The organism is Shewanella sp. UCD-KL21, from assembly GCF_001957135.1.
Taxonomy (GTDB): Bacteria; Pseudomonadota; Gammaproteobacteria; order Enterobacterales; family Shewanellaceae; genus Shewanella.
Genome location: NZ_MPHK01000016.1, coordinates 1 through 24,403 on the forward strand (window position 1 = coordinate 1; position 24,403 = coordinate 24,403).

Sequence of the window (24,403 nt, forward strand, 5' to 3'; positions counted from 1 at the left end):
ATTAGCAGTCGTTTCCAACTGTTATCCCCCTCGACTGGGCAGATCCCTAGGCATTACTCACCCGTCCGCCGCTCGTCAGCAAATTAGCAAGCTAATTCCTGTTACCGCTCGACTTGCATGTGTTAGGCCTGCCGCCAGCGTTCAATCTGAGCCATGATCAAACTCTTCAATTAAAGTTTTGTTGAAACATCCACTCTTATAAATAAAAGCTTCGTTTCGGCTCAATGAATTCTGATTTCGATTTAAAGACTCGGAAGAATCTCTAAAACGTTTGTTACATATTGCTATGAACACTCATTGTTACATTGAGTAATAATTTTGATTGCATCCTAAGATGCAATTTCGATTAACTTAATGCCTGTGAATGTCCACACAGATTTCTTGTTTGATTTGTTAAAGAGCGTTGATATCAATTTTTCAGATACCGCCGTTAGACGCTAGGTCGTTGGCTTGAGGAGGCGTATTTTACACTTCCCGCTGTTGGCGTCAAGTCATTTTTAAAGTTAATTTAAAATGCTTTTCAACCGGTTAATTATGATGCTTTAAAAGCAGCTTAATTAACGCTAACACCTTGAGGCTATTGGCCTGTCGCCGTGTCAGTGGATGCGCATTATAGGGAAGTTAAGATTTAGCGCAAGGGCTTTTATGAAGAAAAATGCCTTTACCTGTTCGCTTGCTGAGATTTTAAACTAATCAGCTAGTTTTTATGCATTTTTAGGCGCCAACAGCGACTTTTTGGCTTTATACTGGGTGCAATTAAACAAATCAGGGATTTTATATGTTTAGCTCTATTCGTTCTTATCAAGGTATTCACCCTCAATTGGCAGATAATGTCTATGTAGATAGTGCAGCAGTTTTAGTGGGTGATATCGCCCTAGATCATGATGCGAGTATTTGGCCTATGGTCGCTGCCCGTGGTGACGTGAACATTATTCGTATTGGCAAGCGTAGTAATGTGCAGGATGGATCAGTACTTCATGTGACCCGTAAGTCTCCATCAAAGCCTGAGGGTAATCCGCTGATCATTGGTGATGATGTCACGATTGGCCATAAAGCGATGTTACATGGTTGCACGGTTGGTAATCGGGTCTTGGTTGGCATGGGAGCCATTTTATTGGATGACGCGATTGTTGAGGATGATGTGATTATCGGCGCAGGTTCTTTAGTGCCACCAGGGAAAGTACTGCAAAGTGGTTTTCTGTATGTAGGAAGCCCTTGTAAACAGGTTCGCCCTTTAACTGATAATGAAATGGCTTTCTTACCACAATCAGCTGATAACTATGTCAGATTGAAAAATGAATACTTAGTGGATCTGCAGACTACAAGATAATTCTAATTGTGCCCTACTCATGTGATACAAATATAAGTAGGGCTATTATGCTAGAAATATTGCTTGGGCGATGCTTGAGTGTATAAAGCGATAAGACTCTTATGATGAGACTCTTATATAGTAATGTTTCCCTGCTGATCAAAGTCTTCTGCTTCTATCATCTCTTCGGCTATATCTTCTAGATCAAAACGTACTCGCTCGAATAATGCAAATGCTTGTTCTGCTTGCATGGATTGCTCAGTTGCGGTTTGTTGACCGCTTAGCTGTAACAACCTTTCCTTGCTAACAATGCAATTGATATTCATGCCTTGTACTTGACCAATAAACAGCATTGTTTGTTGTTGAGTATTCCATTCAACGAGATCGGTAAATATTACACTTTGGTTCATCTTAAATACTCGGTGTTTTAAGTGGTTTACTTAAGTAGTTTTACTTGAGTTGTGCTCTTAGGGTTTCATGGATAGCCTGAGTAGCCGGTTTAACACCACGCCAAATATAAAAGCTTTGGGCAGCCTGTCCCACCAGCATTCCCAAACCATCGGCCACGGATTGTGCGCCATTTGCTAATGCCCATTGGTTAAATAAGGTAGTCTCGGCACCATATGACATATCATAGCAGCAGGTGTGACTTGCTATGATCTGCTCTGGTAATTTAATCAACTCACCAGCTAATCCGGCTGAGGTTGAGTTGATGACAATATCAAATGCTTCATTTAAGTCATCAATGGGTTTAGCATCTACCTTGCCATATCCAGTAAAAATACTTTGCAAGGTTTGTGCTTTAGCATAGGTGCGATTACAAATAGTGACTTCTGCTTGCGACTCCAGCAGAGGTTTAAGGCAACCTCGTGCTGCACCACCCGCTCCAATTAACAATACACGCTTACCCTTTAAATCACCAAAGTGCTGCATAACATCACTGACTAAACCAATGCCATCGGTATTATCACCACGGATGCGTCCATCAGCTAAATAGATAAGGGTATTCACGGCACCTGCCAGTTTTGCAAGATCGCTTAACTCATCACATATGGCATAAGCTTGCTCTTTAAAAGGCGCGGTGACATTGGCGCCTTTACCACCGTCATTGAAAAAAGCCATTAGGGATTGAGAGAACTGATCCACAGGTGCAAGAATTGCTTGATAGCTAATGTCCTGCCCAGTTTGACGCGCAAACTCAGTATGAATGAATGGCGATTTACTTTGAGCAATTGGATTGCCAAATACAGCATACTTATCGGTCATTAACTTTCTCTATTCCCTAATGATTAATTCAACTTATGTGCATGGCTTATTGCGTATAAGCTTGTGGCATAGTCGACTTCTGGATATAGCGGTCGCGAAGCTCATCTTGGCGACTTTGCATGTTTTGTACTTCACCGTTAATCCACATTGTTTGAATCGCACTACTGTATTCAAATGGGTCGCCGCTCCAAAGCACCATATCTGCTGGTTTTCCTGTGGCAATTCGGCCAGCATCTAGATGGAAGATATCGGCCACGTTAGCCGTTATTGATGCCATCGCTTGATTATAATCCATGCCATTGGCAACCGCATTACCTGCTGCGTAACGTAAGCCATAAATGCCATGGGCATCACCCGGTGTCGCCAGTATCACTTTGACCCCAGCTTTACTTAATTTTCCGGCGTTATCCAGTGAATTATGTAAAGAGTCAAAACTTTCAGGTAAATTGCGCATCGCATCCATAACCACAGGAATATTAGCTGCCGCCAATTGCTCAGCAACCACAACGGCATCGGCAGCTTCAAGTAATACCAAATCGAGGTTAAAGCGAGCTTTTAAGTCAATTAGCTGCAAGATGTCACTGGCTCTGTCGACATCAACCACCATGGTTATCTCACCAGCAAGCACTGCGTTAAGGAGTAACTCTTCTTTGCTTGGCGGTTTTGTTGCATCGGCTTGTTTGTCCGCAGTTAATGCTGTTTGCCTTGCTTCCAGTTTATTGATCAGTTGCTGCATACCGATAATACGTGAGCCTTCATGCACTGCACCTAACTGTACTAGCACGGCTTTTTCAGTTGCAACCACACTATCCCAGTTTCCTGTTAGCTCGACTTCAATAGCTTGGCCTGAAAAAATAGACTCTCCACCACCTGGTACCACGATATTACGGGTAATGCCGCCTTTGCGGGCAAAGGCGATTGCGCTACTTTTAGGGTTAAAGGCTAAACTTGGGTCGAAGGTGATATCTGCGTCTTTAGCATTGACGTCACGGGTTATTTTTTCTTGACCAATTTCTACCAAACCTAAGTAGTTCATTGAGCCAATAAAGCCTGGGGTTAACACACTGCCCTTGGCATCAATAATATTATCCGCAATAACAGCTGAGTCATTGGGCTGCTTGGCATTTACAGCGATGATGTTGCCATCTTCAATGACAACCGTAGCACTATCAAGCACGCCTTGTTCTGTTGAGGTATATACCTTAACGTTAGTAATTGCCGTGGTTGCAGCAGACGCGATGATTGGGGTCAAACTCGCGAGCATAGCGCCAACGACCAGTGATTGGTTAAACTTTTTCATTGTATTGCTCCTTATTGTTGACCTAGCATGAAATCACTTTTAGCGCGGTAAGCATCGTCTTGATGATCAAACACTTTGGCGCCATCGATAAACACTTGCTCAGCTTTGGCATACACACTAAATGGATTGCTATTCCAAATTACCACATCGGCGTTTTTACCCACTTCAAGGGAACCGGTTTTATCTGCAATACCTAATGACTTGGCCGCATTCGAGGTGATCCAACCAATAACGTGTTCTTCTTTTAGATCAAAACCGTTTTGATTAGCACTATGCATAATTTTGGCGGTTTCTTGGTTAAGGCGCTGAATGGTCACGCTAGAGTCGGAATGCACCACAGCGCAGGAGTTGTTAACCGCATCTACGATGGCTGCATTTTCAACCACCATGTCATAGGCTTCCATTTTAAAGCCCCACCAATCAGGCCACATTGCGGCGCAGTTACCATTTTCAGCTAACAACTCAGCTATTTTATAACCTTCAATTGCATGGTGGAATGTACCGGAGTGATAGTTAAACTCTTTGCCTAAATCCACCATCATCGCCATTTCTTCCGCTTTATAACAATGGTTATGAATTAAAATGTCACCCTCTAACACGCCGCGTAAAGTGTCTTTGGTAAGATCTCGCTCTGGCGCTGATGGGTTTAAACCAGCAGCATAATCCGCATCATATTTATCCCAAGCTCGCTTGTACTCAGTGCCCTCAATGAAAGCTTGACGATAACCCGCCATATTACCCATTCGGGTCATGGGCGCTTCTTTACGCTTTCTGCCATAGGCACCTTTAGGGTTTTCACCACAGGCCATTTTCAATCCATAAGGGGCTTGGGGGAACTTCATGCCTTGCATGGTGGTTGCTGGGATGTTTTTTAAGGTCACCCCGCGACCACCAATTAAATTGGCAGAGCCAGGTAAGATTTGTAAAGTGGTGATACCACCTTCACGGGCACGATTAAACCCCGGATCTTGCGGCCATACGCTATGCTCTGCCCACACTTCAGCGGTATTGGGAGAGGTCACTTCGTTGCCATCGCCATGGGCATCTGCGCTAGGGCTTGGATACACGCCAAGGTGGGAGTGAACATCTACAATACCTGGGGTTATCCATTTACCGCTAGCATCAATCACAGTGACATTGTCTTGACTTAATTGCCTGCCAACCGCATTAATTTTGCCATCCATCATTAGGACATCAGCGCCGTCGATTCTTTCACCTGTACCTGTTAGCACAGTAGCATTAATCAGCAAGGTCGATGTTCTTGGCATCACTTGGTAAGTACTTGGGTAGGGATTTTTATTAATACTAACTTTAGGGTCTTGCTGGGCTGAGTTACAGCCAAGCAGGGCTGTTGAAATCGCAATTACAATTAATCTTGGTGCCATCTTGGCCATGATCTCGGTCCTCGTTATTATTGTTATTAGAACGCCTAAGTTATCCGATAAGCATCTGACATCACAACAGATAAATTTAGCAAAACATTAACAAAATATGTTTATGGCTTAGTAAAGCGAGAGATATAAACGGGATTAATCGTTATAATCAAGCCACTTTCATTACTTGTACTCAGTGTCGATACCATGAATTGGTTAAAAAAACTTTTTAGCAATAAGGCGCAACCTGATGACCGAGATCCAAATCAGTCCAATGCCTATGATTTAATTGGTGGCGAGAAGACCATTCGCTTAATTGCCCAAAACTTTTACCAGCAGATGCAAAGCCGTGAAGACACACAGCCGCTACTAGCTATTCATCGCGCTCCAATTAAAGATTCACAACAAAAGTTATTTGAGTTTTTAAGTGGCTGGTTAGGTGGGCCACAGCTTTATCAGCAAAAGTATGGCCACCCGGCATTACGGGCACGGCATATGCCGTTTGATATTGACCAAACGATGGTTGATCAATGGTTAACCTGTATGGAGCAAGCCATTGCTGAGGTAATAAAAAAGCCTGAACATCAACAAGTGATATTTCAGGCTGTTTCGCAGCTGGCTAATAATATGCGCAACAAAGACTAACTTTCGAGCTTTAACTAATTTGTTGGCTAAATAAAGACTAGCTTTCGAGCTTCAACCAATCTTGTGGTTTAAGATAACGCTCATATAACTCCGCCTCTTGGGAACCTTCTTCTGGGGTAAAGCCATATTCCCAGCGAACTAAGGGCGGCATAGACATCAAAATAGACTCGGTGCGGCCACCGGTTTGTAAGCCAAATAAAGTGCCACGGTCATAAACCAAATTAAACTCAACATAACGGCCACGACGGTACAGCTGGAACTGGCGCTCATCATCGTTATATTCAAGATCTTTATTGCGCTCAACAATCGGCGAATAAGCCGTTAAGAAACCATTACCCACGGCTTGCATAAACTCAAAACTCTTATCAAAACCAGGTTCATTGAGATCATCAAAGAATAATCCACCGACACCACGGGTTTCATTACGATGAGGCAAAAAGAAGTATTCATCACACCACTTTTTATATTTTGAATAAACCTCATCACCAAATGGGGCGCAAATATCGGCCGAGGTTTGATGCCATGAAACCACATCTTCTTCAAATGGATAGTAAGGGGTTAAATCAAATCCGCCGCCAAACCACCATACGGGATCGGCGCCATCTTTATGGGCAATAAAAAAACGCACATTGGCATGAGTGGTAGGAATAAAAGGGTTTTTAGGATGGATAACCAATGACACGCCCATAGCTTCAAAGCTGCGTCCAGCTAATTCTGGTCGATGAGCGGTGGCTGATGCCGGCATTGCAACGCCCATCACGTGAGAGAAGTTAACACCAGCTTGTTCAAATACATGGCCTGCGGTCATCACCTTACTGGTGCCACCACCACCTTCGGCGCGCTCCCATGATTCCGCTTGAAAGCTGGCCTTTCCATCTAATGCTTCTAAACCAGCACAGATATTGGCTTGTAGAGATAACAGGTACTGCTTTACGACTGCGGCATCAGGCATTGCCATATCAAATTCCTTATTGTTTATTCGATTATTTTTATTAAATTACTGTCCGTTACGTAATATTTTGCCGCTACGAGCATCGATAATGGTTGAAGGCTGACGCTGAGCGCCAAGCTCACCGGTTATCACAGCCGCAACACTGCTTGTAAAAGTCTCTTGAATTTCAGCGATGGTCAGTGCGGGCGCATGACCGGCTAAGTTAGCACTGGTGGAAACAATGGCTTTATTAGTGGCATCACATAATGCTTTTACCACTGGATGAGCCGAAACTCGCACCGCAATGGAGTCAAACTCGCCGCATAATAATTGGCTAACCTCAGACTTAATTGGCATTACAAAAGTAAAAGGCCCGGGCCATTTACTAAAAGCGAAGGCAAGTTGTGCATCTGTGAGTTGTGATTCATCAATATAGGGCTGCAGTTGCTTGTAATCGCTGGCAACCAGAATAACGCCCTTCTGCCAAGGACGTTGTTTGATTTCAAGTAACTTTTGAATAGCTGATAGGTTATCAGGATCGCACCCAAGGCCATAAACGGCTTCAGTGGGGTAAGCGAACACTTCTCCTTGCTCAAACACTTCAGTAACATCTGCTGGATGCAACAACTGCATGAAATACCCTTTAATCTTATAAATTATCGACAAATTATACAGACAATAAGGATATGAACAAATACTGATATAAGGCGGATATAGCCAAAAAAGTTATATTGGACGCTTATATTTACATGATTTTTGCGGGCATTCTAAGCGGCTTCCGGCAGCGCCTTTGCGCTCAACTAAAATACCAAAATCACACTCAGGGCAAGATTCATTATGGGGCGGGAAATTCACCAAGTACTTACATTTAGGGTAAGTGTTGCAGGCAAAAAAGGTTTTACCAAAGCGACTGGTACGAGATTCTAAATGGCCTTTTTTACAATGGGGGCAGTTGATAACCTCTGCATTTTCATCGTGATCGTGTTTTTCAATGTGAGTGCACTGTGGATAGTGAGTACAGCCAATAAAAATACCAAAGCGGCCAGACTTAACGGCTAACTCATTGCCACACTCTGGACATTCAGAGCCTTCAATTACTTGAGTTTCAATGGACTCATGTTGAACCAGAGGTCGCGTGAAGTCACAAGTGGGATAATTATTACAGCCTATGAATCCACCATGTTTACTATTTTTAACTGATAACTCACAGCCACACTTAGGGCAGAGTTCAAACTCTTTTTCCAAAGCATGCTCGTGCACAGTAAACAATTGCTGATCGATTTTAGACATTTTACTCTCAATATTACATAAAGGTGTCACCCTATTCAGGTTACACAGGGATGACAAAATAGCCAAGCTGACGATCAAAAAAGGAGGCCTAGCCTCCTTTTTAGTTAACTCATCACAATCGGTTTAAAGACTTAAGAATGTAACCGCCCATCAGGCTGTTCAAAAATAAGATCTTCCATTTGCTCATAAGCAGACTCGTTGCCTGGTACATTAAATAACACCATCAACACCACCCACTTTAAATCTTCCAAGATTAGGGTGGTTTCATCTAACGCCATCACGCGTTCGATGACCATTTCACGGGTTTCAACACTAAGCACTTGGATTTGTTCAAGGAACAATAAAAACCCTCGACACTCAACATCCAATTTATCCATTTCGTCTTTGGTATAAATACGGAAAGACTGCTGGGCGTGATTGCACAAGTATGGTTTATCGCCTTCTTGTAAATCAGCCAGTCGTTCTAGCCAAGACAGGGCTTTCAAAATATCTGCTTGATGAAAACCTGCTCGGGTTAACTCTTTGGTAAGCTCATCTTCGTCAACTAATAGCTCTACTTCGCTATGAACATAGTTTTCAAAAAGGTACATGAGGATATCAAACATGGCTATCTCCTCTCTAATCTGACGTAACCACCAGGCACTTGTGCCACCTGGCCCTGTAATTCAAGTTCAAGCATTTCAACTAACACCAGATCTATCGGCTTTCCACTATGCTCGACTACCGCATCTAAACTAGTAGCCTCATAACCTACACTAGCTAACAGCGCAGAAAATGGCAAATTTGTTGTATTATCTGCTATATGGTGACGATTAGCGACATTTTCAAGGTGAAACTGCGTCAATGGGGACAATTCTTCAACAACATCTGTTGCACATTCTACCAATTTAGCGCCATTTTTTAACAAGTCATGGCATCCTTGGTTATAGCCACCGATCACCGAGCCGGGCACAGCAAACACTTCTCGATTTTGCTCCATCGCCAAGCGCGCACTGATCAACGAGCCACTTTTGCGTGTTGCCTCCACCACAATCGTGCCCAGTGATAAACCACTAATAATGCGATTTCGCCGCGGAAAATTACCTGCATAAGGGCCAATCTGTGGCCAAAACTCACTTAGTACACAACCTTGTTGCTGAATTTGATGATACAGATTGCTATGGCGTTTGGGGTAAATACATTCAACCCCTGTACCTAACACCGCAAGGGTTGCGCCATTACTATCTACTGCCCCTTTATGGGCCGCGCCGTCAATCCCAGCCGCCATACCGCTGGTTATTGCAAAGCCCATCTGAACCAGCTCTGTGGCTAACGCCTTTGCCATATTCAAACCGCCAACGGATGCATTGCGACTGCCTACCATGCCAATTGAAGGTCGTAGCAGCGCTTCGAGCTGGCCTTTAATAAATAACACTCCTGGAGGATCTGATATTTGTTGTAGTAGTGCAGGATAGTCAGGGTCTGACAAAGTAATGATGTGATGTTGCGGGGATTGATTAAGCCACTCAATGGCCAAATCAACTTTATCAAAATCAATTTGGCATTGAGACAGCAGCTTTGCCGATAATGGCAAAGACTGCTTTTCAAACTCTAAACGTTGCCGTAATTCCTCAACATCCATTTGAGTTAATAATTGTTGAATCCGGGCGGGTCCTAGCCCGGATACTGCACAAACAACTAGCCAGTCGACCAGTTTATTATCGATTACTCGCCTTTTAACTCAGTCGTCTTAGGGGTGACTAACTTATCGTCAACTCGCACAGGACGCTCATTGGCAATAATAATCGCCATACTGGTCTTTTCGAAAACTTTAAACACCATTAACTTGCCATGGAAAATATCAGGCATGGTAATCGCATTATCGTCAGATATTTTGGCTTTTAAGTTGTCGTAAGCACTGCGGTCAATGGTTGATACCGGCATACCGTCGCTATTAATAACAATGGTTTCACCGTTGCGATAAATACCAAACACATGGCCGGTGTCGATACCATCAACAGCCCCTTTATCAAGGTAAACAATATCTAACTTGCCAACTTCACGAATATCTTTCTCAATGGCTAACACGTTAGCAGGCACTGTTTCTGGCGCCGCTTTAGGGATAAAGTAAGCTGACATCAGCGCTTCATCTTCTACTGGTGCTACTTTAAAACCGGCTTTCGATTCGCGTAAGTTACTCAGTAATTGCACTTTCGAAATGTCGCCAGATTCAATCACTCGACCACTGGCAGTCAAAATAATTTCTTGTCCTAGTAAGTCGCTATTTTCTTTATCAAAAAACTCTCGACCTTCTTGGTATACCGCCAGCTTTTCGCCCACAGGTAAATTGGCATTGATATAAACCACATCACCTACTGTATGATGACGCGATGGGCTTTCACCAGCAAGGATCATTGGCAAGCCATCAAGCCACTCTGGGTCTACGATTCGGTTTTGCACCAAATAAGGCTGGATCAGTGATAAATCAATCGCAGGGATTGGACCACCTTTGTCGCTAATGCGCCCTTCAGGGCCTTTTTTGATATGCTGCTTTAATACTAATCGTGGTTGTCCATCGATAAACACTAAGGTGAGTCGATCGCCAGGATAAATTAAATGCGGGTTCGCAATCTGTGGATTTGCGCCCCATAATTTAGGCCAGCGCCAAGGATCTTCTAAGAAAAAAGCTGATATATCCCACAGCGTATCGCCTTTTTTAACGATATAAGAGTCGGGGTGACCAGACTTTAATGTTAACTTATCCGCCAAAACCAAGGTTGAGGCTATGGTACTTAGTGTCAAAAACGCGAGTAAAAATATCCGTTTCATGGTTCATTCCATGTGTTTAGCTCTTTATTAGAGCTTTTGCTGTTATTGATAGTCAGTAAGGATTAAAATTAACCCATTAACCAAGCCAGTATAGCTAACTGGCTGAAATTTGACAGACTTGTTAAGAGTTTATATATGCCATTATTAAAAGTTTTACGTTTTCCAGATGAAAGATTACGCACAGTTGCTAAGCCTGTCACCGATTTTGGTGAGGTTTTGCAAACCCAAATAGATAACATGCTTGAAACAATGAACGAGGAAAAAGGCATTGGACTTGCGGCAACGCAGGTAGATTTCCATCAACAATTAATTGTGATGGACCTACAGGATGAAGTTGAGCGTCCGACTATTTTCATTAACCCTGAGATTGTCAGCAAAAGCGGCGAGTTCACTAATGAAGAAGGCTGCCTTTCGGTTCCGGGCATTTACGCCAAAGTTGATCGTGCTGAATTTGTTACCTTAAAAGCCCTAGACCGTCACGGTAAAGAGTTTACGGTTGAAGCGGATGAGCTATTTGCTATCTGTCTGCAGCACGAAATGGATCATTTAAAAGGCAAGTTGTTCGTCGATTACTTGTCAAAAATGAAACGTGACCGTATCAAGACTAAACTTGAGAAAGAAGCCCGTTTAGAAGCAAAAGAAGCATAGGACTCCATTTGAAACCGTTAAATATTATCTTTGCTGGCACGCCAGACTTTGCCGCTTTACATTTGCAGGCACTTATTAATTCCGACCACAATGTGATTGCGGTGTATTCGCAGCCTGATAGACCTGCGGGCCGTGGTAAAAAGCTGCAAGCTAGCCCGGTAAAGCAGCTTGCTGTTGCCAACGATATCCCGGTATATCAGCCGCCATCATTACGCAAAGAGGATGCTCAAGCTGAGCTTGCTGCCTTAAACGCTGACATTATGGTAGTAGTGGCATACGGGTTAATCCTGCCAAAGATAGTATTAGATACGCCAAAACTGGGTTGTATTAATGTGCACGGCTCTATATTGCCTCGCTGGCGTGGCGCCGCGCCAATCCAGCGCGCACTTTGGGCTGGTGACAGCGAAACTGGCGTCACCATTATGCAAATGGATATCGGTTTAGATACTGGTGACATGTTGCTAAAAACCTCGCTTAAAATTGAAGACACCGACACTTCTGCAAGCCTGTATAGCAAGCTAGCCGAGCAAGGCCCACAAGCATTAATCGAAGCGCTTGAAGGTATTAGTGATGGTAGCTTAACCCCAGAGAAGCAAGATGAGTCTTTAGCCAACTATGCTGAAAAGCTATCTAAAGAAGAAGCTCAAATAGATTGGACTAAGCCTGCGAAGCAATTATGGCAAGAAATTCGCGCCTTTAATCCTTGGCCTGCCAGTCACTTCGAGCATCAAGGTAATACCATCAAAGTATGGCAAGCGAGCTACAGTCATGATGTCGATAGTCAGCATGCAAACGCTCAGGCCACACCAGGTACTGTGCTAGAAAGCAATAAACAAGGCGTCACCGTCGCTACGGGCGAAGGCACTTTGCAGCTGCAAGTCATGCAATTACCGGGTAAAAAGCAAATGCCTGTCGCTGATATTCTTAACTCACGCGCAGACTGGTTTGCCCCCGGGGTAAACTTTAACCCTGTCGCTAAAGAAGACAATGAGGCACAGTCATAATGAATGTTAGAGCGCTCGCAGCCAAAGCCATTTTCAATGTACTTGAGAAAGGCATTTCACTATCGGTGGCCTTGCCAGATCAACAACAGCATCTCGAAAATGGTAAAGACAAAGCCCTATTAGCAGAACTTTGTTATGGCGTAATGCGTCAACTGCCACAACTGGATAAATGTGTCAGCGACTGTTTAAGCAAGCCCTTTAAAGGTAAGCAGCGTATATTGCACCAATTATTATTGGTGGGTTGTTATCAGCTTTACTTCACTCGAATTCCTGCCCACGCGGCCATTTCAGAAACCGCTGAAGCTTGCAGACAAATGAAATTTGATGGCTTAGTTAAAGTGGTTAATGGTGTATTACGCACAATTCAGCGTAAAGAAGCACCACTAAATACTGACAACGATACCCTAAAATACAACACCCCAGCCTGGTTTATTAAACGCCTAAAATCGGCCTACCCCGATCAATGGCAACAGGTTATTGAGCAAAGTCATCAACGCCCACCAATGTGGCTGCGTAACAATCAACTATCACAAACTCGTGAGCAGTACTTAGCCCTACTTGCTGAACAAGAAGTAGAAGCCAGTGCTGGCGAAAGTGATGATGCAATTTTACTTGCTAGTCCAACAGATGTAATGCGATTACCCGCTTTTGCAGAAGGTGCAGCCTCAGTACAAGATGGCGCCGCGCAGTGGGCAGCAACGCTATTAGCACCAGAAAGTAATGAACTGGTTCTTGATGCCTGTGCAGCACCTGGCGGAAAAACCTGTCATCTAATAGAAACTGCGCCCAACATTAGCTTAGTCGCGGTTGATTTTGATGAAAAACGCTTAGAGCGTGTGCAACAAAATCTGGACAGATTACAATTAAAAGCGCAAGTTATTCATGGTGATGCAGCCAATATTGATACTTGGTGGCAAGGTGAAAAGTTTGACCGGATCTTATTAGATGCCCCTTGCTCTGCAACCGGTGTCATTCGTCGCCACCCTGACATTAAGTGGCTACGTAAAAACAGCGATATTGATGAATTGGCTTTACTGCAACAACAAATCATTGATCATTGCTGGAAATGGCTCAAACCCGGCGGCACCATGCTTTATGCCACTTGCTCAATTTTGCCAGAAGAAAACAGCCAGCAAATAGAGCAATTTTTACAACGAACAACCGATGCGACATTAGTACCAATCGCCCAACAATCATCTGCTGATGATATTGGTTGGCAATTGCTACCAGGCCAAAACAATTGTGATGGCTTTTACTACGCACGTTTAGTTAAAGCGCTTTAAGCTCGTTTAGTAGGGATACCAGCACAGCAATGAAAATTATTATTTTGGGCGCAGGCCAAGTTGGCGGCACACTGGCTGAAAACCTGGTCGGTGAGAATAACGACATCACCTTAGTGGATAATAACCGCGCCAGAGTTAAATACTTACAAGATAAATTCGATTTGCAAACCGTCATCGGCCATGGTGCTCACCCGAGCACCTTAAAAAGGGCCGGCGCCGAAGATGCTGATATGCTAATTGCCGTCACCAACAGTGATGAATGCAATATGGCGGCATGCCATATTGCATACAGCTTATTTGGCACGCCAACCAAAATTGCCCGAATCCGCTCAGAAGCTTACCTTGAGCAGCGCGACAAATTGTTCATCAATACCGAAGTTAAAAACAGTGACACCAAATTACGTGGTGGCTTTGTTATTGACGAATTGATTGCCCCAGAGCAACTAGTTACTGCCTATATTGAACGTTTAGTGCAATACCCTGGCGCACTGCAAGTACTGGAGTTTGCTAAAGGCAAATTAAGCCTAGTGGCCATTAAGGCTTATTATGGTGGCCCACTCGTGGGGAATGCACTGGCAACGCTACGTGAACATATGCCCAATATTGATACCCGGGTGGCGGCCATTTTCCGTAAAGGTAAAGCTATCATGCCCCGAGGCACCACCATTATCGAGGCCGATGATGAAGTGTTTTTCGTTGCCGATACTCGTCACGTTCGCGCAGTAATGAGTGAAATGCAAAAGCTGGATAATTCCTACCGTAATATCATGATCGCCGGCGGTGGTAATATTGGTTATGGCCTTGCAAAAAGATTACAAAAAAAGCACTCAGTCAAACTCATTGAACACAGTTTAGAGCGCGCCGAAAGCCTGTCAGAAAGGTTAGAAAACTGCACCGTATTTAACGGTGATGCATCGGATCAAGAATTACTGCAAGAAGAACACATTGACCAAACGGATGTGTTTATTGCGGTGACTAACGATGATGAAGCTAACATTATGTCGGCGCTGCTGGCCAAGCGAATGGGCGCTAAAAAAGTTATGGTGCTTATCCAGCGTGAAGCCTATGTGGATATTGTCCAGGAAGCCAATATCGATATTGCTATTTCGCCGCAGCAAACCACCATTTCAGCTTTACTGACCCATATCCGCCAAGGCGATATTTGTAATGTTTACTCATTACGTCGCGGCGCAGCTGAAGCTATCGAAGCCATTGCCCATGGCAGTTCTTCCACCTCAAAAGTGGTCGGCAAGCAAATCAGCGACATAAAATTACCCCCAGGAACGACCATTGGCGCTATCGTTAGAAATGATGAAGTGATTATGGGTCATGATAAAACCGTCATTGAAGAAGGAGATCATGTGATTCTATTTTTAGTAAATAAAAAGTTCATTGGCGATGTAGAAAAGCTGTTCCAACCGAGCGCGTTTTTCTTCTAGCGTCACCATTAATGGCACTATGCTGAATTTAAAACCGCTACTGTTTGTCATTGGCGCTTTTTTATCTATTCTCACTGGCTTCATGCTGGTGCCAATGGCTTTTGCGCTGTTTTATCATGAAGAAACTATCGGCGCATTTATGATGTCCGGGTTGTTTAGCGGCTTAGTCGCGATTTTATGTATTCAAGCAGGCCGTAGCAGCGACGTTAATCTTAATATCCGCGATATGTTTTTTCTCACCAGCATTACTTGGCTGGTAGTCAGTTTATTTGCCGCCTTACCTTTCACCCTTTACCACGGCATTAATTATACCGACGCCTTTTTCGAAACCATGTCCGGCATCACCACCACAGGTTCAACTGTGTTGTCGGGCTTAGACGACATGGACCACAGCATTTTAATCTGGCGCTCCCTATTACAATGGCTTGGTGGTATCGGTTTTATTGTTATGGCAGTGGCCATTCTGCCTTTTCTTAATGTGGGTGGGATGCGCCTGTTTCGCACCGAGTCGTCAGATTGGAGCGACAAAACTCCCCCCCCGTACCCTACATATGGCCAAGTACCTTTTTGAAGTCTATGTGGCGCTGACCGTGTTATGTGCCTTGGCCTATCACTTGGCGGGGATGCATTGGTTTGAAGCCATAAACCATGCCATGACCACACTGTCTACTGGCGGCTATTCAACCTCTGATAGCTCAATGTCAGCTTTCAGTCCAGCTGCCCATTGGGTGGCCATAGTGTTTATGGCGGCGGGAGGTTTACCACTGCTGATGTTTGTGCAAAGCATTCAGCAAAAAACCTTAAAGATATGGAATGACGAACAAGTTAAAGGCTTTATAAAATTTATCATCTTGGTGTCGCTAACCCTTGGCTTCTGGCTTTGGCTCAAATCAGATATGGCACTGCTCGACGCCATGCGCCTATCTGGGTTTAACGTCATCTCGGTGGTCACCACCACGGGCTACGGTTTGACCGATTATCAGGCATGGGGCGCTTTTGCCAGTATCTGTTTTTTATTTCTGATGTTTGCTGGTAGCTGCTCCGGCTCGACTTCTGGTGGGATTAAAATATTTCGCTTTCAGATTTCACTTAAAGTCATGCATCAGCAATTAATTCAGCAAGTTCACCCTCAAGCGGTTGTCAGTAAGCGCTATAATAATCGCGTCATTGATAATGATATTATTCGCTCAATTATGGCCTTTATCATGCTGTTTTTGATTGTGATTATATTACTTGCGGTGACCTTGGTACTTACAGGCTTAGATCCTGTAACCAGTATTTCAGGCGCCATTACTGCAGTAACCAAGTCGGCCCAGGTCTTGGGCCTGTTATTGGGCCTGCGGGTAATTTTGCCAGTTTACCGGATACTGCTAAATGGGCGCTGGCTTTTGGAATGTTATTGGGGCGATTGGAAATTATTACCGTGGCGGTACTGTTCGCCCCAAAATTCTGGAAGTATTAATTAGGCTTGCTAACTCAAAGAGCTAGCTGGCGACCGCGGTCTCCCCAAGGCTGACAACATGATCGGCATACACTTTCACATCTTCCCAGTCAGTATAATCAATCACGCTCTTAGGATCGGTCGGGCCGTCAGTCATTTTCATAATTAAACGAATCGCCAAGCTGTCATACCAAGTCCATGATGGGTAATTCACCTTACCTGCGATGATTTTCACATCTTGTGGTTGCCAAGGTGAAAGCTCAATGAACTTTTGTAGGTATTTATTATTTTCTGGAATGCGTTTTTCAGGCTTACGTGCCACAACGTTGACACAGAAAAAGCTATTGGGCTTGCTGCTCAATTGTTGTTGGTAGCGATTAACAAATTCAAATACCGACTTATGATAAGAACCATATAAAACACAAGCGCCTAACGCAATAATATCATAGCTTGCCCAATCAATGTCAGCATGGTTATTATCAAGAATATTGACCACATCACACTGATGACCGTTATGGACAATCTGCTCTGCAATTGCACGACTAATTTGTGCAGTATGCCCACCTCTTGAATAATAAATAACTAAAGTTTTTGCCATTTCAACACCGATTGTTGCTTGAATAAGCAGCCATTGTTACAAAAAAGGCTATTATAATCGTGCTCTTTGATCACAAATTAGAAACGTCTCATATAATTAGATGATAAAATTGAGATCTAAGTTCGCCAGCAGTATGATGAATCTGAGTATTAAATCAGTAATAGGTAAATAAATGTCTAAAAATATTGATGTAGAGTCGATGCTAGGTAATGCCGAGATGGCAGCCAAATGGCTAAAAGCGATTGCTAATCCTTATCGATTAATGATTTTGTGTTTACTGCTGGAAAAAGAACGCAGTGTCACTGAATTAAACGAAACGGTGCCATTAAGCCAATCTGCATTATCTCAACACCTTGCAGTAATTCGTGCCCAAGATTTAGTCAATACCCGTAAAAGCTCGCAGAACGTGTATTACACCCTAAAAAATGCTGAAGTGACTGAAGTTATCTCAATTTTGCATCGTTTATATTGCGCAGCTTAATAAGCCTTAACGGCTATTAAGCTGAATAAAGTCATTGGCAAACTCATCAACTTTATTCCAATCGGTAAACTCATAAGTCCCCGTTATATCTGTTGGCCCTTTGGTCATCCACATGATAAAGCGGATCATCACTCGATCCATGGTGCGATATTTAGGGTAATCAATTTTGCCGGCAAACACGCCTAACAACTGCGGTTGCCACTGAGAAAGCTGTAAAAACTTTCGCATATACGGATTGGTGTCTGGGGTATTTTTAAGGGGTTTTCGAGCAACAACATTTACCGTAAAAAATGCGCTTTTCATTGAGGATAAGCAGCTCAGGTTTGCCTGTATGAACTCATATAGCTCAGGTCGATGTTTGCCATAACGAATGCTGGCGCCAATTAAGACTTTATCAAAATAAGTAAGTGGCAATGATTTAGCCTCTGTGACAGAAACCAAAGTCACCATTTCGCCTGCCTCTTCTAGTAGCAACTTAATCTTGTTGCAAATAGACAAGGTTTGCCCATCAACTGTCGAATATATCATGATGCTTTTATGCATAACTCTTCCTTTGAAGCGACGATTTCCTCAACAGCAATAAGCGCTAAATGCCCATTGAAGATAGCTAGGTCATTAGTTTTTCCAAAACGTCGGCGTAAATAACACTAACAAGGTAAACACCTCTAAACGGCCAAATAGCATGGCCAGTACCAACACCCATTTAGCGCCATCAGTAACACTGGCATAGTTACTGGCCACCTCTCCTAAGCCTGGGCCGAGGTTATTTATACTGGCAGCAGTTGCACTAAAGGCGGTAATGGCGTCCATCTCCATTGCCATTAATAACACCATGCAAATGACAAACACTAAGGCATAGGCAGAGAAAAAGCCCCACACCGCATCAATGACACGATCAGGCAAAGCAGACTTACCAATTCTAATCGAGTACATGGCCTTAGGGTGTATTAAGCGTTTCATTTCTCGGGAGCCTTGCAGCAGCAATAGCACAAAGCGGATCACTTTCATGCCGCCGCCGGTAGAGCCAGCGCAGCCACCAATAAAACTAGAAAAGATTAATAATATAGGCAAAAACAATGGCCAAGAGTTAAAACTTTCAGTGCCAAAACCAGCCGTAGTGGATATCGACACTACTTGGAAAAAAGCATAATCCAAGGTCTGCTCTGGCGAATCATATAAACCTGCATTATATAAAGTCGCGAAACAAATAGCGGTTAATACCAATTGAATGCCAATCAAGGCTTTAAATTCAGCATCTCGAAAATAGACTTTAAAATTAATCCCTCGCCAACTAAATGCGGCGAAATGCAGGCTAAAGTTAACCGCCGCAATCAGTAAAAACACCGCACAAATCACATTGATAAGCGGGCTATTAAAATAGCCAATACTGGCATCATGCGTTGAGAAACCACCAATAGCAATGGTCGAAAATGAATGACAAATAGCATCAAAGGCGCTCATGCCAGCAAAATAAAATGCTGTCGCACAAGCCACAGTTAATAATAAGTAGATATACCAAAGCGCCTTGGCGGTCTCAGCAATTCGCGGTTTCATCTTACTGTCTTTAACCGGCCCGGGTATTTCAGCTTTATAGAGCTGCATACCACCAATACCTAACAGCGGCAAAATGGCTACCGCTAGCACAATGATCCCCATGCCGCCCATCCACTGCAGCAGATGGCGATAAAACAATATCGCTTTGGGCAAATCATCGAGGCCGACAATCACGGTGGCCCCTGTGGTGGTCAACGCTGAAAAGGATTCAAAGAAGCTGTCTGTCCAACTTAAGTCGGGTTCGGTAGAAAAGATAAATGGCAGTGCTCCGATGGAGCCCAGTACCGTCCAAAACATCACCACAATCAAAAAGCCTTCGCGGGTGCGTAAATCGCCTTTTTGAGACCGGTTTGGATACCAGAGTAAAAAACCTAAAAATAAACTGACGCAAAACGCCTGAATAAATGCAGTACCGCCGCCATCTTTATAAAAAATGGCAACTAATGCGGGTGGCAGCATAGTGATAGAAAATAATCCCATCAGCAGGCCAGTGATTCTAATAATTGTTTTATATTGCACTGTGTTTATATCGCATAGGTTTTATTTTGCACTAATTTGAGAGCATCGATGTTAATGCCGCCCAAGACTCGGGCGCGCTAATAAGCCATAACGCCTCGGCTAATCACATATTTAAAGATCAGCGATTAACAATTAAGCTTATTATCGTTATGACTTTGTATTTTGGCATACTTTTTACACGCATCAAACGTTAAACTTTGCCTTAAGCTGACCTTGGGTTTGGGTGGCCAGCTCACGATTAAACTCATCATGAAATGCTTTGGCGATTTCAAATTCAATTTCGATAACATCAGTAAAGACTTTATTGCTGATCACACCATCAAATTGATTAACTAAATATTCAATTTGATTAAGTTGCGGGTAACTGCAACTTAGCTTAGTACTATAGCGAATATATTTAGTTTTGGTTTCAAGTTCGGTTAAACCAGACTTGATCCCCGATGAGTAAGCCCGCACTAAACCACCCACTCCTAGCTTAGTGCCGCCAAAGTAGCGCACGACAATAGCGCCAATCTCACCAATATTTGAGCCTTGTAAGGTTGCTAACATCGGCCGACCGGCACTGCCAGCAGGCTCGCCATCGTCGCTACTGCCAATGGCAATACTATTTTGCGGATCGGACGCCACAAAAGCATAGCAATAATGGTTAGCGCCCGGGTATTCTAGCTTTATGTTAGTAAGCGCACACTTCAGCCCTAACTCACTACTACAATGAAACAGCACAGTGATAAATCGACTGTGCTTGATATCTTCTTCGATGGTGAGTGTTTGATTAGGTATTTGGTATTGTTCAGTCAATGAGGCCTAGCTCTCGGGTCATGTTTTCGTTTCTATCTTGGTGCACAATAACATTATCTTCAATTCGAATGCCGCCAAAAGGTCTTAATTCGTCGACTTTATCCCAATTTATTTGCGATTGTCGCTGATCGGCTTTTAGTCCAGCAAGTAAGGAATCAATAATATAAATACCAGGCTCAATGGTAAAAACTTGGTTGGCGGCGATTTCACGGCTGCAACGCAAAAATGGATGGCCAGCAGGAGTGGCGATACGGCTGCCTGCTGCATCACCTAAAAAGCCGCCCATATCGTGTACCTGTAACCCCAACATGTGGCCTAAACCGTGGGGGCAGAAAACGCTGGTAATACCCTGCTCTACCAAGCCTTGCGCATCACCTGTTGCCAAATTAAACTCCAGCATCAAATCAGCCAGTTTTGCATGAAAACGTAAGTGTAAATCAGGGTATTTAACCCCTGGCTTCATCATGTCCACTAATGACAGTTGCAACTTATTCATCTCCACAATCAACTCGTAGAAACTATTTTTCTCAAAAGAATAAGTACGGGTAATGTCAGATGCATAACCATTATAGTTAGCCCCTGCATCGATTAAGAATGATAACCGTGGCGACGGGATTTGATGTTCTAAAGCGGTGTAATGCAATATCGCCGCATTTTGGTTAAGCGCAACAATATTGCCATAGGGTACTTCGTTTTCAGTTTGGCCAATGGCGGATAAATACTGCTGCTGAATTTCAAACTCACTGCCACCATTATAAAAAGCATTCTTAGCCGCTAAGTGACCTTTGATTGCAGTTTGGTTAGCGCGGCGCAAACATTCCAGTTCGTACTGGGTTTTATCGGCGCGGTGATAATGCAGGTAATTCATTACCGCATCAGGATTACAGCAACTAATACCGAGCGCTTTTGCCACCTCAATATGTTCGCCGATATAAGCCCAGTCAGATAAGTTAGTCGGTAATAACTGCGCCACTTGGTCAGCTTTAGTCAGTAATTTAATCTCAAAATGTTCTGCCCAAAAATCATTTGGCTCATCACTCACCTTATGCCAAAAATCCACCGGACGATAAAAAATCAGCTGTGGTTTATCAACTCCGTTAGCGACAACCCAGCAATTGGGGTTATCCAGCACTGGTAACCAGGCTTTAAACTGCGGATTAACTTTAAATGGATAATGTAAATCATCAAGAAACTGACGATGAGCTTGCCCTGAATGAATAACCAGTCCAGCCAGTTGTTGACCTTGTGTTATTTCGGCAACACGACGATTTAGTTCTGCAATGTGTGCATGATAAAAATGAGCCAGCTGATCCATTATTTCAGTCCCTGTAATGATTTTTTTGTTTTGAAAGAACTTGTGAAGTGTATCACAAAGGGCAAAATTGACTCTAGCTGCCAATTATTTAAACGGACGTTTAAATTGGGTGTTGTATTTTATTTCATTTCGTCGCACACTGTTTGGCAACTGGTCAAATGATGGCCGTCGCTGCTGTGAAAACAAAGCTAGATAACAACACAGTGATTGTGATGTAGAAGTCGCTTTTAGCAAAAAGGAAGCAAGCAATGATCTACCAAAGTCCTACGATTCAAGTTGAGTTATTAGAGGATAATATTGCCAAGCTGTGCTTTAACGCACCAGGTTCGGTAAACAAATTCGATAAAGAAACTCTTTCTTCATTAGATGCTGCATTAGAAAGCATCAAGCAAAACACCAACATACAAGGCCTACTGGTTACCTCTGGTAAAAGTACCTTTATCGTTGGCGCTGATATCACAGAATTTTTAGGTTTATTTGAGCAAGATGACGCCACGTTATTATCTTGGGTCGAACAAGCCAGCGCAGTATTTGATAAACTTGAAGACTTACCATTCCCAACAGCTTCTGCTGTAAATGGTTTTGCATTAGGTGGCGGTTGTGAAGCTATCCTTGCGACTGACTTACGCATCGCAGACACCAACGCCCGTATCGGCTTACCAGAAACCAAGCTTGGTTTAATCCCAGGTTTTGGTGGTACTGTGCGCTTACCTCGTGTGATTGGTGCTGACAATGCACTGGAATGGATCACCACAGGTAAAGATCAACGCCCAGAGGCGGCTTTAGAAGTTGGCGCTATTGATGCAGTTGTTGCACCTGAAAACCTAGAAGCTGCAGCTCTGCAAATGCTAAAAGATGCCATTAACGAAAAGTTAGACTGGCAGTCTCGCCGCGCACGTAAACTTAAACCACTTACATTGCCAAAGCTTGAAGCTATGATGTCGTTTGCAACGGCTAAAGGCATGGTCTTTAAAGTTGCAGGTAAACATTACCCTGCACCTATGATGGCAGTTAACGTTATTGAACAAGCTGCAACATTGGATCGCGCTGAAGCACTAAAAGTAGAAAACAAAGCGTTCATCAAGTTAGCGAAAACTGAAGTGGCCACGGCATTAATTGGCATTTTCTTAAACGATCAGTTCGTTAAAGGCAAAGCTAAGAAAGCCGGTAAACTGGCTAAGAAAGTAGACAGTGCCGCCGTATTAGGCGCTGGCATCATGGGCGGCGGTATCGCTTACCAAAGTGCTAGTAAAGGTACACCGATTGTCATGAAAGACATCGCTCAACCTGCATTAGATTTAGGTCTTGGCGAAGCCGCTAAATTGCTAACAGCGCAAGTTAAACGTGGCCGTTCTACGCCAGCTAAAATGGCTGCAGTGTTAAACAACATCACTCCAGCGTTAGATTATGCCCCTATTAAAGATGCTGATGTTATCGTTGAGGCTGTAGTTGAGCACCCTAAAGTAAAAGCGTCAGTATTAGCTGAAGTTGAAGGTTATGTTGCAGATGATGCCATCATTGCATCAAACACCTCGACTATCTCAATCAACTTGTTAGCGAAGAGCATGAAAAAGCCAGAGCGCTTCTGCGGCATGCACTTCTTTAACCCAGTACATAAAATGCCATTAGTTGAAGTCATTCGTGGCGAAAACAGCTCAGAAGAAACTATTGCTTCTGTTGTGGCATACGCCAGCAAAATGGGTAAAACCCCAATCGTTGTTAATGATTGTCCAGGCTTCTTTGTTAACCGCGTATTGTTCCCTTACTTTGCCGGCTTCAGTGGTTTACTTGCTGACGGTGCTGATTTTGCCAAAGTAGATAAAGTAATGGAAAAACAATTCGGTTGGCCAATGGGCCCAGCATACTTACTTGACGTTGTTGGTCTAGATACTGGTCATCATGCACAAGCAGTTATGGCTGAAGGTTTCCCTGACCGCATGGGTAAAAATGGCAAAGATGCTATCGACATCATGTTTGAAAGCGAGCGCTTTGGTCAGAAGAATACTAAAGGTTTCTACTCTTACTCTGTTGACCGTCGTGGTAAGCCGAAGAAAGATTTAGATCCAACCAGCTATGAATTGTTAGGTAAAGAATTTGGTGAGCTAAAAGAATTCGAAGCTGATGAAGTTATCGCTCGTTGTATGATCCCAATGATTATCGAAACGGTTCGTTGTTTAGAAGAAGGCATTATTGCTTCTCCTGCTGAAGGCGATATGGGTCTGGTTTACGGTATTGGTTTCCCACCATTTAGAGGCGGTGTATTCCGTTACCTAGATACCATGGGTGTGGCTAACTTTGTTGCACTTGCTGACAAGTTTGCTCACTTAGGTGGTTTATATCAAGTGACTGATGCAATGCGTGAGCTTGCAGCCAATAACGGTACTTACTACCCAGCCTAATT

The 24,403-nt window shown here is 43.5% G+C and carries 23 protein-coding genes, 1 rRNA gene and 1 pseudogene; 9 read left to right on the forward strand and 16 right to left on the reverse strand.

Translation table 11 applies throughout. The annotated features are described in order from the left end of the window. Positions 1 to 173, reverse strand: a 16S ribosomal RNA gene (locus tag BM739_RS14080); the annotation flags it as partial. Positions 174 to 778: 605 nt separating this feature from the next. Here BM739_RS14080 and BM739_RS14085 point away from each other — a divergent pair. Further along, entirely contained in the window at positions 779 to 1,330 is a 552-nt protein-coding gene (locus BM739_RS14085; RefSeq protein ID WP_076541700.1) for a gamma carbonic anhydrase family protein, read from the forward strand. A 113-nt stretch (positions 1,331 to 1,443) separates the two neighbouring features. On the opposite strand, the gene BM739_RS14090 is transcribed toward BM739_RS14085, so the two are convergent. Genes BM739_RS14090 through BM739_RS14105 form a run of 4 tightly spaced genes read right to left on the reverse strand, consistent with a single transcriptional unit; the run spans position 1,444 to position 5,269 of the window. After that, positions 1,444 to 1,719, reverse strand: coding sequence for a DUF1488 domain-containing protein (locus tag BM739_RS14090; protein ID WP_076541702.1), 276 nt, complete (start codon positions 1,717 to 1,719; stop codon positions 1,444 to 1,446). Positions 1,720 to 1,759: 40 nt separating this feature from the next. Next, positions 1,760 to 2,575, reverse strand: a complete 816-nt coding sequence (aroE, locus tag BM739_RS14095) for a shikimate dehydrogenase (protein WP_076541704.1) — start codon at positions 2,573 to 2,575, stop codon at positions 1,760 to 1,762. Positions 2,576 to 2,621: 46 nt separating this feature from the next. After that, positions 2,622 to 3,875 (reverse strand): amidohydrolase family protein, encoded by a 1,254-nt coding sequence (locus BM739_RS14100; RefSeq protein ID WP_076541706.1) that lies wholly within the window; start codon positions 3,873 to 3,875, stop codon positions 2,622 to 2,624. A gap of 11 nt (positions 3,876 to 3,886) precedes the next feature. Continuing rightward, a complete protein-coding gene (locus tag BM739_RS14105; protein ID WP_076541708.1) occupies positions 3,887 to 5,269 on the reverse strand; it encodes an amidohydrolase in 1,383 nt (460 codons plus the stop codon). Between the two features lie 186 nt (positions 5,270 to 5,455). On the opposite strand from BM739_RS14105, the gene BM739_RS14110 reads away from it, so the two are divergent. After that, complete coding sequence (locus tag BM739_RS14110) at positions 5,456 to 5,893, forward strand: group II truncated hemoglobin (RefSeq protein WP_076541710.1); 438 nt, start codon at positions 5,456 to 5,458, stop codon at positions 5,891 to 5,893. A gap of 37 nt (positions 5,894 to 5,930) precedes the next feature. Here BM739_RS14110 and hemF read toward each other — a convergent pair whose 3' ends face one another. The 6 genes from hemF to BM739_RS14140 form a co-directional block, all read right to left on the reverse strand. Then, entirely contained in the window at positions 5,931 to 6,851 is a 921-nt protein-coding gene (gene hemF, locus BM739_RS14115) for an oxygen-dependent coproporphyrinogen oxidase (protein ID WP_076541712.1), read from the reverse strand. Between the two features lie 39 nt (positions 6,852 to 6,890). Next, positions 6,891 to 7,457, reverse strand: a complete 567-nt coding sequence (locus BM739_RS14120; RefSeq protein ID WP_076541714.1) for an L-threonylcarbamoyladenylate synthase — start codon at positions 7,455 to 7,457, stop codon at positions 6,891 to 6,893. A 93-nt stretch (positions 7,458 to 7,550) separates the two neighbouring features. Continuing rightward, positions 7,551 to 8,114: a type I DNA topoisomerase gene (locus tag BM739_RS14125; protein ID WP_076541716.1), complete on the reverse strand. Its 564-nt coding sequence runs from the start codon at positions 8,112 to 8,114 to the stop codon at positions 7,551 to 7,553. 131 nt (positions 8,115 to 8,245) lie between these two features. After that, positions 8,246 to 8,719 carry a DUF494 family protein gene (locus BM739_RS14130; protein ID WP_076541718.1) on the reverse strand — a complete coding sequence of 158 codons (474 nt, stop codon included), beginning with the start codon at positions 8,717 to 8,719 and terminating at the stop codon, positions 8,246 to 8,248. A gap of 2 nt (positions 8,720 to 8,721) precedes the next feature. Next, positions 8,722 to 9,735 carry a DNA-processing protein DprA gene (gene dprA / locus BM739_RS14135; protein WP_076541720.1) on the reverse strand — a complete coding sequence of 338 codons (1,014 nt, stop codon included), beginning with the start codon at positions 9,733 to 9,735 and terminating at the stop codon, positions 8,722 to 8,724. An 83-nt stretch (positions 9,736 to 9,818) separates the two neighbouring features. Then, complete coding sequence (locus BM739_RS14140) at positions 9,819 to 10,922, reverse strand: LysM peptidoglycan-binding domain-containing protein (protein ID WP_076541722.1); 1,104 nt, start codon at positions 10,920 to 10,922, stop codon at positions 9,819 to 9,821. 135 nt (positions 10,923 to 11,057) lie between these two features. Between BM739_RS14140 and def the strand changes: the two genes are divergently transcribed. The 5 genes and pseudogenes from def to BM739_RS14165 all read left to right on the forward strand — a co-directional run bounded on the left by def (position 11,058) and on the right by BM739_RS14165 (position 16,758). Further along, positions 11,058 to 11,570: a peptide deformylase gene (def, locus tag BM739_RS14145; RefSeq protein ID WP_076541724.1), complete on the forward strand. Its 513-nt coding sequence runs from the start codon at positions 11,058 to 11,060 to the stop codon at positions 11,568 to 11,570. 8 nt (positions 11,571 to 11,578) lie between these two features. Continuing rightward, positions 11,579 to 12,574 carry a methionyl-tRNA formyltransferase gene (gene fmt / locus BM739_RS14150; RefSeq protein WP_076541726.1) on the forward strand — a complete coding sequence of 332 codons (996 nt, stop codon included), beginning with the start codon at positions 11,579 to 11,581 and terminating at the stop codon, positions 12,572 to 12,574. Next, positions 12,574 to 13,857, forward strand: coding sequence for a 16S rRNA (cytosine(967)-C(5))-methyltransferase RsmB (gene rsmB / locus BM739_RS14155; RefSeq protein ID WP_076541728.1), 1,284 nt, complete (start codon positions 12,574 to 12,576; stop codon positions 13,855 to 13,857). Before fmt ends, rsmB begins: the two co-directional genes overlap by 1 nt. 29 nt (positions 13,858 to 13,886) lie before the next feature. Continuing rightward, entirely contained in the window at positions 13,887 to 15,296 is a 1,410-nt protein-coding gene (gene trkA / locus BM739_RS14160; RefSeq protein WP_076541730.1) for a Trk system potassium transporter TrkA, read from the forward strand. A 19-nt stretch (positions 15,297 to 15,315) separates the two neighbouring features. Continuing rightward, positions 15,316 to 16,758 (forward strand): annotated as a pseudogene (locus tag BM739_RS14165) (TrkH family potassium uptake protein). Between the two features lie 22 nt (positions 16,759 to 16,780). On the opposite strand, the gene hemG (BM739_RS14170) reads toward BM739_RS14165, so the two are convergent. Continuing rightward, the gene (gene hemG, locus BM739_RS14170) at positions 16,781 to 17,335 is read right to left on the reverse strand and encodes a menaquinone-dependent protoporphyrinogen IX dehydrogenase (protein WP_076541732.1); all 555 of its coding nucleotides are present in this window, start codon (positions 17,333 to 17,335) and stop codon (positions 16,781 to 16,783) included. Positions 17,336 to 17,507: 172 nt separating this feature from the next. Here hemG (BM739_RS14170) and BM739_RS14175 point away from each other — a divergent pair, with 172 nt between their 5' ends. After that, a complete protein-coding gene (locus BM739_RS14175; RefSeq protein WP_076541734.1) occupies positions 17,508 to 17,816 on the forward strand; it encodes a metalloregulator ArsR/SmtB family transcription factor in 309 nt (102 codons plus the stop codon). A 6-nt stretch (positions 17,817 to 17,822) separates the two neighbouring features. On the opposite strand, the gene hemG (BM739_RS14180) is transcribed toward BM739_RS14175, so the two are convergent. The 4 genes from hemG (BM739_RS14180) to pepQ form a co-directional block, all read right to left on the reverse strand. After that, complete coding sequence (hemG, locus tag BM739_RS14180) at positions 17,823 to 18,359, reverse strand: menaquinone-dependent protoporphyrinogen IX dehydrogenase (protein WP_076541736.1); 537 nt, start codon at positions 18,357 to 18,359, stop codon at positions 17,823 to 17,825. A 72-nt stretch (positions 18,360 to 18,431) separates the two neighbouring features. Then, positions 18,432 to 19,889 (reverse strand): TrkH family potassium uptake protein, encoded by a 1,458-nt coding sequence (locus BM739_RS14185; RefSeq protein ID WP_076541738.1) that lies wholly within the window; start codon positions 19,887 to 19,889, stop codon positions 18,432 to 18,434. 183 nt (positions 19,890 to 20,072) lie between these two features. Next, complete coding sequence (locus BM739_RS14190; protein ID WP_076541740.1) at positions 20,073 to 20,687, reverse strand: YigZ family protein; 615 nt, start codon at positions 20,685 to 20,687, stop codon at positions 20,073 to 20,075. Further along, on the reverse strand, positions 20,680 to 22,002 hold the full coding sequence (gene pepQ / locus BM739_RS14195) for a Xaa-Pro dipeptidase (RefSeq protein WP_076541742.1): 1,323 nt from the start codon (positions 22,000 to 22,002) through the stop codon (positions 20,680 to 20,682). Before pepQ ends, BM739_RS14190 begins: the two co-directional genes overlap by 8 nt. Positions 22,003 to 22,250: 248 nt before the next feature. On the opposite strand from pepQ, the gene fadB reads away from it, so the two are divergent. Continuing rightward, positions 22,251 to 24,401, forward strand: a complete 2,151-nt coding sequence (gene fadB / locus BM739_RS14200; protein ID WP_076541744.1) for a fatty acid oxidation complex subunit alpha FadB — start codon at positions 22,251 to 22,253, stop codon at positions 24,399 to 24,401. Positions 24,402 to 24,403: the final 2 nt, after the last annotated feature.

What these genes read in the sequence shown, in the direction of transcription:
- BM739_RS14100 (WP_076541706.1), bottom strand. Translation starts at nt 3,875, where the DNA reads ATGAAAAAGTTTAACCAATCACTGGTCGTTGGCGCTATGCTCGCGAGT.
- BM739_RS14125 (WP_076541716.1), bottom strand. Translation starts at nt 8,114, where the DNA reads ATGTCTAAAATCGATCAGCAATTGTTTACTGTGCACGAGCATGCTTTG.
- BM739_RS14130 (WP_076541718.1), bottom strand. Translation starts at nt 8,719, where the DNA reads ATGTTTGATATCCTCATGTACCTTTTTGAAAACTATGTTCATAGCGAA.
- BM739_RS14120 (WP_076541714.1), bottom strand. Translation starts at nt 7,457, where the DNA reads ATGCAGTTGTTGCATCCAGCAGATGTTACTGAAGTGTTTGAGCAAGGA.
- hemG (WP_076541732.1), bottom strand. Translation starts at nt 17,335, where the DNA reads ATGGCAAAAACTTTAGTTATTTATTATTCAAGAGGTGGGCATACTGCA.
- BM739_RS14140 (WP_076541722.1), bottom strand. Translation starts at nt 10,922, where the DNA reads ATGAAACGGATATTTTTACTCGCGTTTTTGACACTAAGTACCATAGCC.
- trkA (WP_076541730.1), top strand. Translation starts at nt 13,887, where the DNA reads ATGAAAATTATTATTTTGGGCGCAGGCCAAGTTGGCGGCACACTGGCT.
- pepQ (WP_076541742.1), bottom strand. Translation starts at nt 22,002, where the DNA reads ATGGATCAGCTGGCTCATTTTTATCATGCACACATTGCAGAACTAAAT.
- def (WP_076541724.1), top strand. Translation starts at nt 11,058, where the DNA reads ATGCCATTATTAAAAGTTTTACGTTTTCCAGATGAAAGATTACGCACA.
- BM739_RS14175 (WP_076541734.1), top strand. Translation starts at nt 17,508, where the DNA reads ATGTCTAAAAATATTGATGTAGAGTCGATGCTAGGTAATGCCGAGATG.
- BM739_RS14110 (WP_076541710.1), top strand. Translation starts at nt 5,456, where the DNA reads ATGAATTGGTTAAAAAAACTTTTTAGCAATAAGGCGCAACCTGATGAC.
- dprA (WP_076541720.1), bottom strand. Translation starts at nt 9,735, where the DNA reads ATGGATGTTGAGGAATTACGGCAACGTTTAGAGTTTGAAAAGCAGTCT.
- hemG (WP_076541736.1), bottom strand. Translation starts at nt 18,359, where the DNA reads ATGCATAAAAGCATCATGATATATTCGACAGTTGATGGGCAAACCTTG.
- BM739_RS14090 (WP_076541702.1), bottom strand. Translation starts at nt 1,719, where the DNA reads ATGAACCAAAGTGTAATATTTACCGATCTCGTTGAATGGAATACTCAA.
- fadB (WP_076541744.1), top strand. Translation starts at nt 22,251, where the DNA reads ATGATCTACCAAAGTCCTACGATTCAAGTTGAGTTATTAGAGGATAAT.
- rsmB (WP_076541728.1), top strand. Translation starts at nt 12,574, where the DNA reads ATGAATGTTAGAGCGCTCGCAGCCAAAGCCATTTTCAATGTACTTGAG.
- aroE (WP_076541704.1), bottom strand. Translation starts at nt 2,575, where the DNA reads ATGACCGATAAGTATGCTGTATTTGGCAATCCAATTGCTCAAAGTAAA.
- BM739_RS14105 (WP_076541708.1), bottom strand. Translation starts at nt 5,269, where the DNA reads ATGGCCAAGATGGCACCAAGATTAATTGTAATTGCGATTTCAACAGCC.
- hemF (WP_076541712.1), bottom strand. Translation starts at nt 6,851, where the DNA reads ATGGCAATGCCTGATGCCGCAGTCGTAAAGCAGTACCTGTTATCTCTA.
- BM739_RS14085 (WP_076541700.1), top strand. Translation starts at nt 779, where the DNA reads ATGTTTAGCTCTATTCGTTCTTATCAAGGTATTCACCCTCAATTGGCA.